We start from the raw sequence: 13,765 nt of genomic DNA, 5'->3' as shown, positions 1-13,765 counted from the left end.
GCGCGCCTCAGGGCGTCCCCGGGCGTGTGTCACGGCATTGCCTTGATCCACACGGGGTCGCCGATATCGCGGTATCCGGGCGCCGGGGATACCCCGACTTCGGCGAAACGGAGTGGATCAACCCGTACGCGCGGCAGGGTGCGTTTCGCGCGCCTCGGGGCGTCCCTGGGGCGTGTGCGAACCCCACCGCCTCGATCCACACGGGGTCGCCGATATCGCGGTATCCGGGTGCCGGGGATGCCCCGACATCGGCGAAACGGAGTGGATCAAGGGCGGCAGACGTCGTATCGCACCATTAGCGCCGACGATCACGCGGACTCGCCGCCGTCGGCACCTGCGACGGGACGCGGAGGCGGCCGGCGGGAGACGGGAGGCGGGCGGATCCGACCGCGTGCTCGGCGATCTCGCACTATCCCCGAAACTGCTGCCTCGTGGCGCCCTGAGGCAGCACCTTCCCGGAAGTTGTGCGAATCTTCGCCGCGCCGCGCCGCGCCGCGCCGCGCCGCGCCGCGCCGCGCAGGGCAGGGCAGGACCGGGCCGGGCCGGGCCGGGCCGGGCCGGGCAGGGCAGGGCTGGGCCGGGCTGGGCTGGGCGGGGGTGACGTGCTGGTGGGGCAGTCCGCAGTATGCGGACTGCCCCACCAGGGTACGAAAGTGACGGGGTCAGAAGCCGAGGACGTTCCGCCCACCGACGACCGGAAGACGCAGTTCGCTGTCGTTCGGTGCGACCCGCAGTTCGGTGCCGCCCAACGGCAGCAGCGTGTACTCCTGGTCGCTGGAGAAGACGACCACGCCGATCCGGTGCCCGGCCGGGAAGACGTAGTCCTTGGGTTCCATGGTCCACCGGTAGTCGTACAGCTTGCCCTGCTTGACCGGCTCGGTGCGCGCGGCGCTCTTGCGGTTCTGCGGGTCCATCCAGCCCCGGGTCACCACTGTCGGCGCGGCGGTCGAACCGGCCGGGCCGTAGTCGACCAGGTACGCGGTGAGGTTCGCGTCCGGCTTGTTGTCGATCGCCATCCGCAGTCGCATCTCCGGACGTCCGGAGATGCGGACGCTCTGCGTCAGCTCGGGGGAGCGGTACGCGAGCCGGTTGGCGCTCGCGGTGTCCGGGTTGGACACCAGGGTGTCCGGGTGGATGGTCCGTCCCTCGTCGACGAAGCGCTGCTCGACACGCGCCTTCGGGGGCTTGCCGGTGGTGAGGGCGCCCGGGGCGGTGGCATCCGTGGCGGCGAACCGCAGCCCGACCTCGCGGGCGGCGGGGTCGGGCCAGTTGGCGTACGTGGTGTAGGCCCGGTCCTCGCGCTGGAGCACGGCGGTCGGCTCGTCCATGATGCCGTTGCGCACGTTCCACAGCCAGTAGTCGAACCAGCGGTTCTCGGTCTGCTTGTACGTCCAGGTCTGCCCGCTGGGCAGGGTCACCGAGGCGCTGCTGCCCGGGCCGCCGTGGCCGCCCTGGTGCAGCCAGATCTTGCGGGGTACGTCGCGCTTGGCGAGCTGGTCCCACCAGCCGGCGAAGTGTTCGGTCTTGACATTCCAGTCGTTGAGGCCGTGCACGACGAAGACGCTGGCCTTGACGTTGCGGGCGTCGAGGTAGTCGCGGTCCTGCCAGAATTTCGAGTAGTCGCCGGTGATCCGGTCCTGCTCCTCGGTGATCGCCGCGAGTTCGTCGGCGCACTGCCCTTCGGCGCGTGCCTGCCCGGCGGTGTACTGGGCCAGGATGTCGAGGTCCTCGCCCTGGTACGTGCCGGGTGCGACCACCAGCCCGTTGGCCCGGTAGTAGTCGTACCAGCTGCTGATCGCCGAGACGGGGACGATGGTCTTGAGTCCCTTGACGCCGGTGGTGGCCACCTGGTTGGGCAGGGTGCCGTTGTAGGAGACGCCGGTCATGCCGACGGCGCCGGTGGTCCAGCCAGCGGTGACCGGGGCTCCGTTGGCGTCGTACCCCTTGGCCCGGCCGTTGAGCCAGTCGATGACGGCCTTGGTGCCCAGCGTCTCGGCCTGGTCACCGCTGGTCGGGCAGCCGTCCGAGTCGCCGGTGCCGACGCTCTGGCCGAGCACCACCGCGTACCCGCGGGGTACGTAGTAGTCGTCCAGCGAGCCGGGCAGGTTGGCCTTGGCCTGGGCCCGCTGTGTGCCGGCGTCGAGCGCGCGGCGGCCGGAGCGGTCGGTCAGACCGTTCTGCGGCAGCTCGTCGACGAGCACGCTCGGGTAGGGCACGTCGCCCCAGGTGCCCTTGCGGTACGGGCTGTGTTCGAAGATGACCGGCACCTTGAAGCCGGTGGTGGCGGTCTCGCGGGGCCGGGAGATGTCGATGGCGACCCGGTCGAGCCGGCCGTCGTGGTCGGTGTCCACAGGGGTCTGGACGAACACCCGCTCCTCGATCGCGTCGGCGAGCGAGAACACCGGTTGGGTCATGCCGTCGCTGACCACGATGCCGGTTGGCGTGGTGGCGGCGGGCGGTGCAGCCGTGGCGGTGGGGGCTGCGCTGAGCACCAGGGCGCCGGACACACCGACGCTCAGGAGCGCTAGATGACGGGGTCGACGCACGCGCGTCTCCCTTCGGTTGGGCTGGTTGCCGGGGTCGGCACTGACCAAGCTCGAAGATCCATTCGTCGACATGCTAGGTCGGCGGCGGCGTCGCGTCGATCCCGTGAGGAGTCCACTCTGGCCGGTCAGGGGGTCGGCGGCGTCACCGCGATGATCAGGTGGGCGCGTTCTCTGCTGGCGTTGCGGTAGAGGTGTGCCAGGCGCGAGTCGAAGGTGACCGACTCGCCGGCGGTGAGGGTGTACGACTCGCCGCCGATCTGCGCGACGACCTCGCCGGTGACGACGATCGCGCACTCGGTGGACGGGTGTGCCCAGGGTTCCGCCGAGCTGGCGTCGCCGGGTGCGAGGTGGGCCTGGAGGACCTCCAGGTCGCCCCGGCCGGGGGTGAGTCGTTCGTAGGTGATCTGGCCGGGCGGTGCGGCCAGCCGGGTCCGGGCGCCGACGCGGCTGATGTGCACCGGTGGCGCCTCGGGCTCGGAGAACAGCTCCGCGATCGAGGTGTCGAAGACCTGGGCGAGCTTTCGCAGGGTGGACAGGCTGGGGTCGGTCGCGCCGTTCTCGATCTGGCTGAGCAGGGCGGGGGACACGTCGGCGGCTGTGGCGAGCTGGCGCAGCGTGAGGGAGTGCTGCTGACGCAGGTCGCGGAGTCGGTCACCGAGCATGTGTCCTCGTTCCAAAAACAGTGTGGCTGAATCTTGATTGACCCGACTATACGGCTCTGTTTAGTATCGCTGAACAACAGGCGGCGACGTTCGACACCACTAGACAAGGCCGCGTCGAGACGAACCGGACGACGTCCCCGTCCGGCCTACATCCAACCCGAGACGATGCCTCCCGAGAACCCCGCGACGATCTCCCGCCGCTTCCGCCGGTGGTCGGGTCGCCCGAGGCGTCGACGCCCCGCGGTTCCCGCACGGCGGGCCGCGCGATAGAAGGTAGGAACAGCATGTCGGTGTCCCCCCGCCGGCTCCTCGCCGGAGCGTCCGCTCTGGCGACGCTGGCCGTCCTGTCCGTCAGCGCCTGCAGCGCCGGCGGCAGCGGTGGAAACGCGAACGGTGCGGCCAAGACGCTCACCGTGAACACCTCGTTCGTGCTCAAGACCCTCGACCCCGGCCGGGTCTACGAGGCGACCGGCCTGACCGCCGTGCACGCCCTCTACGACACCCTGCTCACCTTCAAGGGCTCGGACGTGAGCAAGCCCGTCCCGGCGCTGGCCGAGTCGTACCAGGCGTCACCGGACGCGAAGACGTTCACCTTCAAGCTGCGGCAGGGGGTGACGTTCGCCGACGGCAGCCCGCTCACCGCCGACGACGTCGTCTTCTCGCTCAACCGCCTGAAGAACATCAAGGCCAGCCCGGCGGTCACCGTGAGCGGCCTGACCGTGACCAAGACCGACGACAGCACCGTGGTGGTCGCCTCGGCGACGCCGGACCCGAACATCCCGGTCGTGCTGTCGATGCCGTCGACGGCTGTGCTCAACTCCAAGGCCGCCAAGGAGCACGGTGCCCGCGACGGCGCCGACGCCGCGCAGGGCGACACCGCGCAGCAGTACCTGGACACCAACTCCCTCGGCAGCGGCCCGTACGTGCTGAAGTCGTACGACCCGTCGGCGCAGGTGGTGCTGGAGGCCAACCCGAAGTACTGGGGCACCAAGCCGCAGTTCTCCCGGGTGGTGCTGCGCAACATGGACGTGCAGACCCAGAAGCTGACCATGCAGCGCGCCGAGGCTGCCGAGATCTCCCTCGACATCTCCGGCAAGCTCCTCGACGGCCTGCCGGGCAGCCTGCAGACGTCCGGCGTGCAGGACACCGTCTACTTCCTCTTCCTCAACGCCGATCCGGGCGTCTCGGCGGTCACCTCGAACCCGAAGTTCAACCAGGCCCTGCGCGCCGCCATCGACTACCAGGGCATCGCAGCCCTGTACGGCAAGGGCGCGGCACCCGGCGCCGGGCTGGTCGCGCCGGCCTTCCCGGGCGCGCTGCCGGCCGGCGAGGAGTCCAAGCGGGACGTCGCGAAGGCCAAGGCGCTGCTGGCCGAGGGCGGCCTGACCAACCCCACCGTGAAGTTCACCTACCCGGCCATCACCTACAAGGGTGTGGACCTCGGCACGGTCGCCACCAAGGTGCAGGGCGACGCCGCCGAGGCGGGCATCAAGCTGGAGTTGAACCCGCAGCCGCTGACCACGTTCCTCGACGAGATGCGCGGCGGAAAGTCGCCCCTCGGGTTCACCCCGCAGAGCCTGAACTACCCGGTCGCCGACTCGCTCATCAACAACATGGCACCGGGGCAGGCGACCGCGCTGCGCTCCGGCTGGACTGTGGAGCGGGCCGACCCGGCCGTGGTGGCCGCCGGCAAGAAGGTCACCGAGACCCTCGACCTGGCCGGCCGGGCCGCCGCCATGCAGGAGTGGCAGCGGCTGATGAACGCCTCCTCGCCGTACCTGGTGCTGGCCAGCAACTCCTCCATCGTCGTGGCGACCACCGACCTGACCGGCGCGGACTACACCGCCGCCGGTTGGCAGGTGGACGTCGCCGCGGTCGGCCGCAAGTAGTCGGCGACGACATGACGACAGTCCACGACGGTGAGCCGGGCGCGGTCGCCACGACCGCGTCCCGGCCCCGGGGTGCCCACCCGCTGCTGACGTTCCTGGCCAAGCGGATGGCGATCACCGCCGGCCTGCTGCTGGGCGTCACGGTGGTGACGTTCGGCCTGGTCAACGTGGTCCCCGGCGACCCGGTGACCGCCAACCTCTCCGACCAGGCTCTCAACGACCCGGCCGCGGTGGCCGCCTTCCGCGAGAAGTGGGGCCTGGACCAGCCGCTGTGGGCACAGTACGTGCACTACCTGGGCAACCTGCTGCACGGCGACCTGGGCCTGTCCCAGCAGACCGGGCGGGCCGTCCTGGACGACCTGCTGCGCTACGTGCCGGCGACCCTGGAACTGGCCATCCCGAGCATGGTGCTGGCGCTGCTCATCGGCACCGGGATCGGCATGCTCGCGGCGGTCCGCAACGGTCGGCTCACCGACCAGGTCGTGCGGATCGGCGCCCTGCTCGGGCTGTCCACCCCGCCGTTCTGGCTGTCCCTCGTCGTGCTCTACGTGTTCTTCTACCAGCTCGGCCTGGCGCCCAGCGGCGGACGACTCTCCACCGACTTCAGCCCACCGCCCACCGTCACCGGCATGTACACCGTCGACGCGGCGGTCGCCGGGCAGTGGGACGTCGCGTGGGACGCCGCCCAGCACCTGTCCCTGCCGGTGCTCGTGCTGACGTCGCTGACCGTGGCGATGCTGGTCCGGTTCGTCCGCTCGGCGATGCTGGAGGTGCTCCAGCAGGACTACATCCGCGCCGCGTACGCCAAGGGTCTGCCGACCCGGGTGGTGCTGCGTCGGCACCTGCTGCGTGCCGGTCTCGTCCCGGTGGTCACCGTCTCCGGGCTGGCCTTCGCCTCGCTGCTGTCCGGGACGGTGCTGGTGGAGAGCATCTTCGGCTGGCCCGGCGTCGGCCAGTACGCGTACCGCAGCGCCACGGCACTGGACCTGCCCTCGATCCTCGGCGTCAGCCTGTTCGTGGCGCTCGTCTACACGGTGGTCAACCTGACCGTCGACCTGCTCTACGGTCTCATCGACCCGAGGATCCGGCTTTCATGACGACACTCGCTGATCCGAAGGCGGAGCGGGCCCTGGGCCGGCGTCGTTGGCTCGGCCGACTCCGCGGCGGCGCGACCAGTCGGCCGGTCTGGCGTCAGCCGATCACGATGGTGGCAGTGACCATCCTCGGTGGGTGGTTGCTGCTGGCGCTGTTCGCCGACGTGCTCGCCCCGTACGGCCCACTGGCGCAGAGCCCCGACGCGTACGCGCCGCCGTCGGGAGCGCACTGGTTCGGCACCGACTCGCTCGGCCGGGACATCCTCAGCCGGGTCATCCACGGCGCCCGCCTGTCCATCCCACTGGCCCTGGCCATCGTCTCGTTGGCCCTGCTGGTCGGCGGGCTGCTCGGGTTGGTCGCCGGGTACGTCGGTCGGTTCGTCGACGAGGCGCTGATGCGCCTGACCGACCTGGTGTTCGCGTTCCCACAGATCATCCTGGCCATGGCGGTGACCGCGGCGTTCGGCCCGAACACCCGTAACGCCGTGCTGGCGTTGGTCATCGTCTCCTGGCCGGTCTACGCCCGGGTCATCCGCAGCGCCGTGTTGGGCATGCGGGGCGACGACTACCTGAACGCCGCCCGGCTGCTCGGCGTCGGGCCGATCCGCGCGCTGCGTCGCGACGTGCTGCCCAACAGTGTCGGCCCGGCGATCGTGCTGGCCACGCTGGAACTGGGCAACGCGGTGCTGCTGCTCGCCGCGTTGTCGTTCCTCGGCCTGGGCCCCCGCCCGCCGGCGGCCGAGTGGGGCTCGATGGTGGCCCTCGGCGCGCAGGACCTGTCGATGTGGTGGGTCAGCGTGTTTCCCGGCCTCGCCATCCTGACCGTCGTGATGGCGTTCAACGTGCTCGGCGACGCGCTGCGCGACCGGCTCGACCCCCGCTACACGAAGGGACGCTGAGGTGGCACCGCTGCTCGACGTCGACTCCCTGGCCGTCACCCTGCCCTCGCCGCGCGGCCCGCTGCCGATCCTGCACGACGTGTCGTTGACAGTCGACGAGGGCGAGCTGGTCGGCATCGCGGGGGAGAGCGGCTGCGGCAAGAGCCTCACCGCGCAGACCCTGCTCGGGTTGCTGCCCCCGGGGGCGGCGGTCAGCGGCTCGGCCCGGTACGCCGGCACCGAACTGCTGGGCCTGGACAGCAAAGGCTGGCAGCGGGTGCGCGGGGCCGGTATCGCCATGGTCTTCCAGGACCCGAGCGCGGCCCTGCACCCGATGCTCACCGTCGGCCGGCAGCTCACCGAACACATGCGGGTGCACCTGCGGATGGACCGGCGGGCCGCCGCCCGCCGTGCCGTGGAGCTGCTCGACCAGGTCCGCATCCCGGACCCGGAACGAGCGCTGCGTGCCTACCCGCACCAGTTCTCCGGCGGGATGCGGCAACGGGTCGCCATCGCCATCGCCCTGGCCGCCCGCCCTCGACTGCTGATCGCCGACGAACCGACGACGGCCCTCGACGTCACGGTGCAGGCCGGCATCCTGGCCCTGCTGGACCGGCTTCGCGCCGAGACCGGGCTGGCCGTCGCGTTCATCACCCACGACCTCGGGGTGCTCAGCGCCCTCACCACCCGCGGCTACATCTTCTACGCCGGGCGGGTGGTCGAGACCGGCCCGACCGGCGCCCTGCTCACCGCGCCCACGCACCCGTACACGGCCGCGCTGCTCGGCGCCCGCCCGCACGGCACGCAGACCGGCGGGACGCTACGACCCATTCCGGGCGCGCCGCCGGCACCCGGTCAGGCGCCTGCGGGATGCCCGTTCCAACCCCGTTGCGGGTACGCCGAACCGTCCTGCGGCACGGCACCGCCCCCGCTCGCCCCGGTCGGCGCGGACCGGTCGGTGGCCTGCGTGGTCCGCCCGAACCTGGAGGTGGCCGCATGACGACCCCCGCGCCCGCGCGACTGTCCTTCACCGACGTCGAGGTCGAGTACCGATCCCGAGGTCGGGGGCGGGTACGGGCCGTCGCCGGGGTCGACCTGGAGGTGTTGCCCGGCCAGATCGTCGGCCTGGTCGGCGAGTCCGGCTGCGGCAAGTCCTCGCTGGCCCGCGTGGCGGTCGGGTTGAGCGCGCCGAGCGCCGGCACCGTCCGGTACGCCGACCGACCGGTCACCCCGCTGGGCTGGCGACCCCGGTCGGACGCCGAGGTCGGCCTCCAGATGGTCTTCCAGAACCCGTACGCCTCACTGAACCCCCGGCGCACCATCGGCTCCCAACTGCTCGACGGCGTGCCCGCGACGGTCACCGGGGCGGCCCGCCGGGCCCGGGTGCACGAACTGCTCGACCGGGTGGCCATGCCGGCCAGCGCCGCCGACCGCTACCCGCACCAGTTCTCCGGCGGTCAACGGCAGCGCCTGGCGATCGCCCGCGCGCTCGCACCGGAACCCCGGATGATCATCGCCGACGAACCGGTGACGGCTCTGGACGCCTCGTCCCAGGCACAGGTGGTCAACCTGCTCGTCGGGCTGGTCCGCGACCTCGACATGGGCATGCTGTTCATCTCCCACGACCTGTCGCTGGTGCACGAGATCGCCGACGTGACGGCCGTGATGTACCTGGGCCGCATCGTCGAGACCGCCCCCACCCGCGAGCTGTGGCGCGCGCCGCGACACCCGTACACCCGGGCGTTGATCGACGCGGTGCCGCAGATCGGGCCCACCCCGCGCCTCCCCGCCATCCTCGCCGGGGAGGTGCCCGACCCGGCCAACGCCCCCACCGGGTGCCGGTTCCGGCCGCGGTGCCCGCACGCGTTCGACAGGTGCGTCGAGCAACCACCCACCGTCGACCTGGGCGACCGCAGCGTCGCCTGTTGGCTCACCGACTCCGCGGCGGCACCGACCGTCGCGCGCCCACTCTGAGGACGTCCCCATGCGCATGCCCACCGAACAGGTCCTGGTCAACCTTGCCCTCTACGACGGTGTCGAGGACACCCTGCAGCCGGACCGAGGCATCTGGATCGGCGCCGACGGGATGATCCGCGCCGTCGGCCCGGTCGACGACGTCCTCAGCGAGGCCGGTGACGCCCGGGTGGTCGACCTCGGCGGCGACCACGTCATGCCCGGTCTGACCAACATGCACGTACACCTCTCGCTGGGGCTGCCCGGCCACCTCGCCGACACGGTCCACAACTCCAACCTGGCCGAGCTGGTGCTGCTGATGGCCGACTCGGCCCGGCGCACCCTGCACTCCGGTGTCACCACCGCCCGCCTCGTCGGCGAGAGCCGGTACGCGGACTTCGCCCTGCGCCGGGGCATCGAGGCCGGCGCCGTCGACGGACCGCGCATATTCACCGCCGGCCACGCGCTCTGCTGCACCGGCGGCCACGGCTGGGACGCCGACGCCCTCGAAGCCGACGGCGCGGACGGGTTCCGCCGGGCCACCCGCGAGCAGCTCCGCGCCGGCGCCGACCTGATCAAGGTGTGCATCTCCGGCGGCATCGCCGGGCAGCACGAGGCCATCGACACCCCGCAGCTGCTCGACGACGAGATGGCCGCCGTCATCCGTGTCGCCCACGACTGGGGGCGCAAGGTCACCGCGCACGCCGGCCCGGCCGACTCGGTCCGCAGCGCCGTGGAACTGGGCCTCGACTGCGTGGAGCACGGGTACGAGCTGACCGACGACGTCACGCGGCTGATGGCCGAGCGGGGCGTCTGGTACGTGCCGACGATCGTGGTGAGTCGCTGCGAGCAGTTCTTCCGCGACTCCGGGGTGCCCGGCTGGCTGATGGACCGGGCCCTCGCGGCCGGCCCCCGACACTGGGAGAGCCTCCAGCACGCCATCCGCAACGGCGTACCGATCGCGCTGGGCAGCGACATGCCGCCGCACGCCGGCTACGACGAGACCACCGCGACGGTGCGCGAACTGGAGTTCATGGTGGACGCGGGTATGTCGGTCGCGGACGCGCTCAAGGCCGCCACCGCTCGCCCCGCCGAGTGGCTGGGTCGCGCCGACACCCTGGGCAGCGTCGAGGTCGGCCGGCACGCCGATCTGCTGGTGCTGCGCGACGACCCGACCCGCTCGGTGTCGGCGCTGCGCACCCTGCACGCCGTAGTGAAGGGCGGCGTCGCGTACCGCGATGACAACTGCCGGTTCGGCGTCGCGAACGGCCGGCTCGGCGTACCGCGATGAGCAGCATCACCGACGTCGCCGACGGGTACCTCGACGCGCTCGCCGAGCTGGACCCGCAGGCGGCCGAGGCGACGGGGCGTACACCGGTGTCGCAGGTCCCGGACCTGTCGCCGGACGGCTTCGACGCCCGCGCGGAGCTGGCCCGACGCACCGCGACGGCCGCCGCCTCGGCGAGCGCGCACGACCCCGGCGAGCCGGCCCTGGCCGACGCCCTGCGCGACCGTCTGGCCAGCGAGGTCGACCTGTACGACGCGGGTTTCACCACCCGGCTGCTCGCCCCGCTGGCCACCCCGGTGCACCTGCTCCGGCAGATCTTCGACAACCTGCCCCGGGACACCGCTGACGACTGGGCGGTGGTGGCCGCGCACCTGCGTCAGGTGCCCGAAGCCCTCGCCCGGTACGCCACCACGCTGCGCCGGTCGGCGCAGCAGGGACACCTGGTCGCCCGCCGGCAGGTCCTCGTGGTCGCCAACCAGTGCACGGCGTGGACCCGCGCAGACTTCTACGGCCGGCTGGTGGAGGGCTACCCCGGTGGCCCGCTCGCCGGGCAGCTGCACCTGGGCGCACGGCTGGCCACCGCCGCCACCTCGGGTTTCGCCGCGTTCCTGCGGGCCGACCTGGCACCCGTCGCGTCCGAGGTGGACGGTGTCGGGGGAGACCTCTACCGGGTCACCGCGCGCAGTTTCCTCGGCGCGACGATCGACCTCGACGAGGTGTACGCGTACGGCTGGGCGGAGTTGACCCGCACCGCCGCCGAGCTGCGCACCGTGGCGCGCGAGCTGGGCCACCGGGGGGTCGCCGCCGCGCGGGCGGCGTTGGACGCCGACGCGGCCCGCCGGGTGCCGGCCGGCCCCGCCCTGGAGGAGTGGCTGCGGCAGCGCACCGAGCAGCTGACCGACGCGCTCGACGGCACCCACTTCGACATCCCGGCCGCCACCCGGCCTGTGGTGTGCCGGATCAGCCCCGCCACGACCGGGGTCATGTACTACACGCCGCCCGACCCGTCGTTGACCCGGCCCGGCGGGATCTGGTGGTCGGTGCCCTCCGGCGAGTCGACGGTGCCGGTGTGGCGGCACGTCGGGACGCTCTGCCACGAGGGTCTGCCCGGCCACCACCTCCAGCACGCGCTCACCCTCACCACCGCAGACCTGCACCCCTGGCAGCGCCACCTCTGCCAGGTACACGGGTACGCCGAAGGTTGGGCGCACTACGCCGAGCGTCTGGCCGACGAGATCGGCCTGTACGCGGACCCGGCCGAGCGGCTCGGCATGCTCGACGGTCAGATGTGGCGGGCCGCCCGCGTGGTCATCGACCTGGGCCTGCACCTCGGACTGCCGATCCCGGCCGGCAACGGGTTCACCGACGAGCGGCGGTGGACGCCGGCGCTCGCTGTCGACGTCCTGACCCGCGTCGCCGGACTGGACGCCGAAACGGCCCGCTTCGAGGTGGACCGGTACCTCGGCTGGCCGGCGCAGGCCCTCGCCTTCAAGGTCGGCGCGCGGTTGTGGCAGCAGGCCCGCCGGGAGGCCGAACAGCGCGAGGGGGCCGCGTTCGACCGGAAACGCTTCCACCACACCGCCCTGGCGCTCGGACCCATGGGACTGGACCCGTTGCGCGCCCGTCTGGCCCACCTGCAGTGACCTGCCGTACCTCTGCGATCGGAAGTGACAGCCGATGAGCGCTGATCAGCTCACCACCACCATCACCGACCTGTACCGGTCGCTCGGAGACCGGCAGGCGTTCGACGCGCACCTGCACCCCGACCTGACGTTCTGGGAGTCCGACGCCGACGGCCTGCTGTCCGGGCTGGGCGCGCTGGACGACCTGCGGGACCGACGGGCCACCGGGGCCGCCGGTTCGCCGCCGCTCGCGGTCGCGCCGGAACACCTGCACGCCGACGCCTGGGGCGACACCGGCCTGGTGCGCTACGTGCTGCGGGCCCGCTTCGCCGACGCCCGGCCGGACGAGTGTTTCCGGGTGACCGACGTCCTGCGCCGCGAGGCCGGCACCTGGCGGATCGTGCACCACCACGCGGAGGCCGTGCGATGAGCGCCGAGGAACCCACGACCGACCTGTACGACCTGCGCGTCGTGGTGGAGCGGATCGAGGGCCGCTCGGTGTGCGGCCTGAAGCCGGGCGACCACTTCGACGTGACCGAGTCCAACCGGCTCACCATCCCCGCCGGCGGGCACTTCTGCCTGTACGCGTTGGCCGCGTGCCTGCCCCTGATCCCCGCCAAGCAGCGGGCGTTGGCCGAGGGCGACTGGATGGCCCAGGACAGCCATGTCGCCTGCCCGGACCCGGAGGAGCGGCTGATCATGCGCATCGAGCGGACCGGCCGCCGGCAGATCCCCACCGGGGAGCTGACGTGAGCGAAGGGCTGGTCGGGATCGGCCTACAGTCCGACAAGTCCGCCGACGAGTACGCCGCGTTGGCCGAGCTGGCCGAGCGGCACGGTTTCGACGTGCTGTCGGTCTTCGGCGACCTGATGTACCAACCGCCGATCTTCCCGCTGCTGGTGGCGGCCCGGCACACCAGCCGGATCCGCCTGGGCGTGGCGTGCCTCAACCCGTTCACCATGCACCCGGTGGAGGTCGCCGGCCAGGTGGCCGCACTGGATCTCGCCTCGCACGGCCGGGCCTACCTCGGGCTGGCCCGGGGCACCTGGCTCGACGAGATCGGCGTGCCGCAGGTCCGGCCCATCCGGCGCATCGTCGAGACGGTCGCTGTCGTCCGGCTGCTGCTCGCCGGTGACGACAGCGGTTTCCAGGGCAGCGAGTTCACAGTGGCGCCCGGCACGTCGTTGCGGTACACACCGGCCCGTGCCGACGTACCGGTCCTGGTCGGCACCTGGGGGCGGCAGACCGCACGGGCGGCGGCCGGCTTCGCCGGCGAGGTCAAGGTCGGCGGGTCGGCGAACCCGGCGATGGCCCGGCTGATGCGCGGCTGGTTGGACGACGCGACCACGCCGGACCGCGACCGCACGGGTGTGGTGCTCGGGGCGGTGACAGTGGTGGACGAGGACGGTGTGGTGGCCCGGCGGGTCGCCCGCCGGGAGGTGGCCATGTACCTGGCGGTGGTCGCGGCCCACGACCCGACGATCGAGGTGGACCCGGAGCTGCTGGCCCGGATCCAGCAGCATGTCGGCCGTCGGGAGGACGACCTCGCCGGGGCGCTGATCGGCGACGACCTGCTCGACCTGTTCGCCTTCTCCGGCACACCCGAGCACGTGGCCGCGCAGGCCGCGGCGGTGTTCGACGCCGGGGCGAGCCGGGTGGAGTTCGGCACCCCGCACGGGTTGACGCCGCACGGCGGGATCGACCTGCTCGGCCGGCGGGTGCTCCCTTTGTTACGGCGGTGAAAACCCCTCGTCACGGGCCTTAAAAGATCGCGAACCGGTGCTTATGATCTTGCGGGAAGTCGCCCGATGAGGCACTTTCGTCCACATTAGA

12 protein-coding genes are annotated in these 13,765 nt (G+C 72.1%); 10 read left to right on the top strand and 2 right to left on the bottom strand.

All coding sequences use genetic code 11. The features are described 5' to 3' along the window. Window positions 1–662: 662 nt before the first annotated feature. Both O7631_RS25455 and O7631_RS25450 read right to left on the bottom strand, forming a co-directional pair. Window positions 663–2,546 carry a Xaa-Pro dipeptidyl-peptidase gene (locus O7631_RS25455; RefSeq protein WP_278146576.1) on the bottom strand — a complete coding sequence of 628 codons (1,884 nt, stop codon included), beginning with the start codon at window positions 2,544–2,546 and terminating at the stop codon, window positions 663–665. A 125-nt stretch (window positions 2,547–2,671) separates the two neighbouring features. Further along, complete coding sequence (locus O7631_RS25450) at window positions 2,672–3,208, bottom strand: helix-turn-helix domain-containing protein (RefSeq protein ID WP_278146575.1); 537 nt, start codon at window positions 3,206–3,208, stop codon at window positions 2,672–2,674. 284 nt (window positions 3,209–3,492) lie between these two features. Between O7631_RS25450 and O7631_RS25445 the strand changes: the two genes are divergently transcribed. The 10 genes from O7631_RS25445 to O7631_RS25400 are packed head-to-tail and all read left to right on the top strand — an operon-like array spanning window position 3,493 to window position 13,674. Then, window positions 3,493–5,097, top strand: a complete 1,605-nt coding sequence (locus O7631_RS25445; RefSeq protein WP_145780545.1) for an ABC transporter substrate-binding protein — start codon at window positions 3,493–3,495, stop codon at window positions 5,095–5,097. An 11-nt stretch (window positions 5,098–5,108) separates the two neighbouring features. Further along, window positions 5,109–6,194: an ABC transporter permease gene (locus O7631_RS25440; protein ID WP_278146574.1), complete on the top strand. Its 1,086-nt coding sequence runs from the start codon at window positions 5,109–5,111 to the stop codon at window positions 6,192–6,194. Then, entirely contained in the window at window positions 6,191–7,090 is a 900-nt protein-coding gene (locus tag O7631_RS25435; protein WP_278146573.1) for an ABC transporter permease, read from the top strand. Before O7631_RS25440 ends, O7631_RS25435 begins: the two co-directional genes overlap by 4 nt. Window position 7,091: 1 nt before the next feature. Beyond that, on the top strand, window positions 7,092–8,069 hold the full coding sequence (locus tag O7631_RS25430; RefSeq protein WP_278146572.1) for an ABC transporter ATP-binding protein: 978 nt from the start codon (window positions 7,092–7,094) through the stop codon (window positions 8,067–8,069). After that, a complete protein-coding gene (locus O7631_RS25425; protein ID WP_278146571.1) occupies window positions 8,066–9,043 on the top strand; it encodes an ABC transporter ATP-binding protein in 978 nt (325 codons plus the stop codon). The genes O7631_RS25430 and O7631_RS25425 overlap by 4 nt, the downstream gene beginning before the upstream one ends. 10 nt (window positions 9,044–9,053) lie before the next feature. After that, a complete protein-coding gene (locus O7631_RS25420; RefSeq protein WP_278146570.1) occupies window positions 9,054–10,313 on the top strand; it encodes an amidohydrolase family protein in 1,260 nt (419 codons plus the stop codon). Continuing rightward, the gene (locus tag O7631_RS25415; protein ID WP_278146569.1) at window positions 10,310–11,953 is read left to right on the top strand and encodes a DUF885 domain-containing protein; all 1,644 of its coding nucleotides are present in this window, start codon (window positions 10,310–10,312) and stop codon (window positions 11,951–11,953) included. The genes O7631_RS25420 and O7631_RS25415 overlap by 4 nt, the downstream gene beginning before the upstream one ends. 34 nt (window positions 11,954–11,987) lie before the next feature. Continuing rightward, window positions 11,988–12,362 (top strand): nuclear transport factor 2 family protein, encoded by a 375-nt coding sequence (locus tag O7631_RS25410; RefSeq protein ID WP_278146568.1) that lies wholly within the window; start codon window positions 11,988–11,990, stop codon window positions 12,360–12,362. Next, the gene (locus O7631_RS25405) at window positions 12,359–12,685 is read left to right on the top strand and encodes a TIGR04076 family protein (protein ID WP_278146567.1); all 327 of its coding nucleotides are present in this window, start codon (window positions 12,359–12,361) and stop codon (window positions 12,683–12,685) included. Before O7631_RS25410 ends, O7631_RS25405 begins: the two co-directional genes overlap by 4 nt. Beyond that, complete coding sequence (locus O7631_RS25400) at window positions 12,682–13,674, top strand: LLM class flavin-dependent oxidoreductase (RefSeq protein ID WP_278146566.1); 993 nt, start codon at window positions 12,682–12,684, stop codon at window positions 13,672–13,674. The genes O7631_RS25405 and O7631_RS25400 overlap by 4 nt, the downstream gene beginning before the upstream one ends. The last annotated feature ends 91 nt before the right edge of the window (window positions 13,675–13,765 follow it).

The sequence above is a fragment of the Micromonospora sp. WMMD967 genome, assembly GCF_029626165.1.
GTDB classification, from domain to species: domain Bacteria; phylum Actinomycetota; class Actinomycetes; order Mycobacteriales; family Micromonosporaceae; genus Micromonospora; species Micromonospora taraxaci.
This window is presented reverse-complemented; position numbering and strand designations above follow the sequence as displayed.

Coding starts and splice junctions, on each gene's coding strand:
- O7631_RS25450 (WP_278146575.1), bottom strand. CDS start 3,208: ATGCTCGGTGACCGACTCCGCGACCTGCGTCAGCAGCACTCCCTCACG.
- O7631_RS25445 (WP_145780545.1), top strand. CDS start 3,493: ATGTCGGTGTCCCCCCGCCGGCTCCTCGCCGGAGCGTCCGCTCTGGCG.
- O7631_RS25440 (WP_278146574.1), top strand. CDS start 5,109: ATGACGACAGTCCACGACGGTGAGCCGGGCGCGGTCGCCACGACCGCG.
- O7631_RS25435 (WP_278146573.1), top strand. CDS start 6,191: ATGACGACACTCGCTGATCCGAAGGCGGAGCGGGCCCTGGGCCGGCGT.
- O7631_RS25425 (WP_278146571.1), top strand. CDS start 8,066: ATGACGACCCCCGCGCCCGCGCGACTGTCCTTCACCGACGTCGAGGTC.
- O7631_RS25420 (WP_278146570.1), top strand. CDS start 9,054: ATGCGCATGCCCACCGAACAGGTCCTGGTCAACCTTGCCCTCTACGAC.
- O7631_RS25415 (WP_278146569.1), top strand. CDS start 10,310: ATGAGCAGCATCACCGACGTCGCCGACGGGTACCTCGACGCGCTCGCC.
- O7631_RS25410 (WP_278146568.1), top strand. CDS start 11,988: ATGAGCGCTGATCAGCTCACCACCACCATCACCGACCTGTACCGGTCG.
- O7631_RS25405 (WP_278146567.1), top strand. CDS start 12,359: ATGAGCGCCGAGGAACCCACGACCGACCTGTACGACCTGCGCGTCGTG.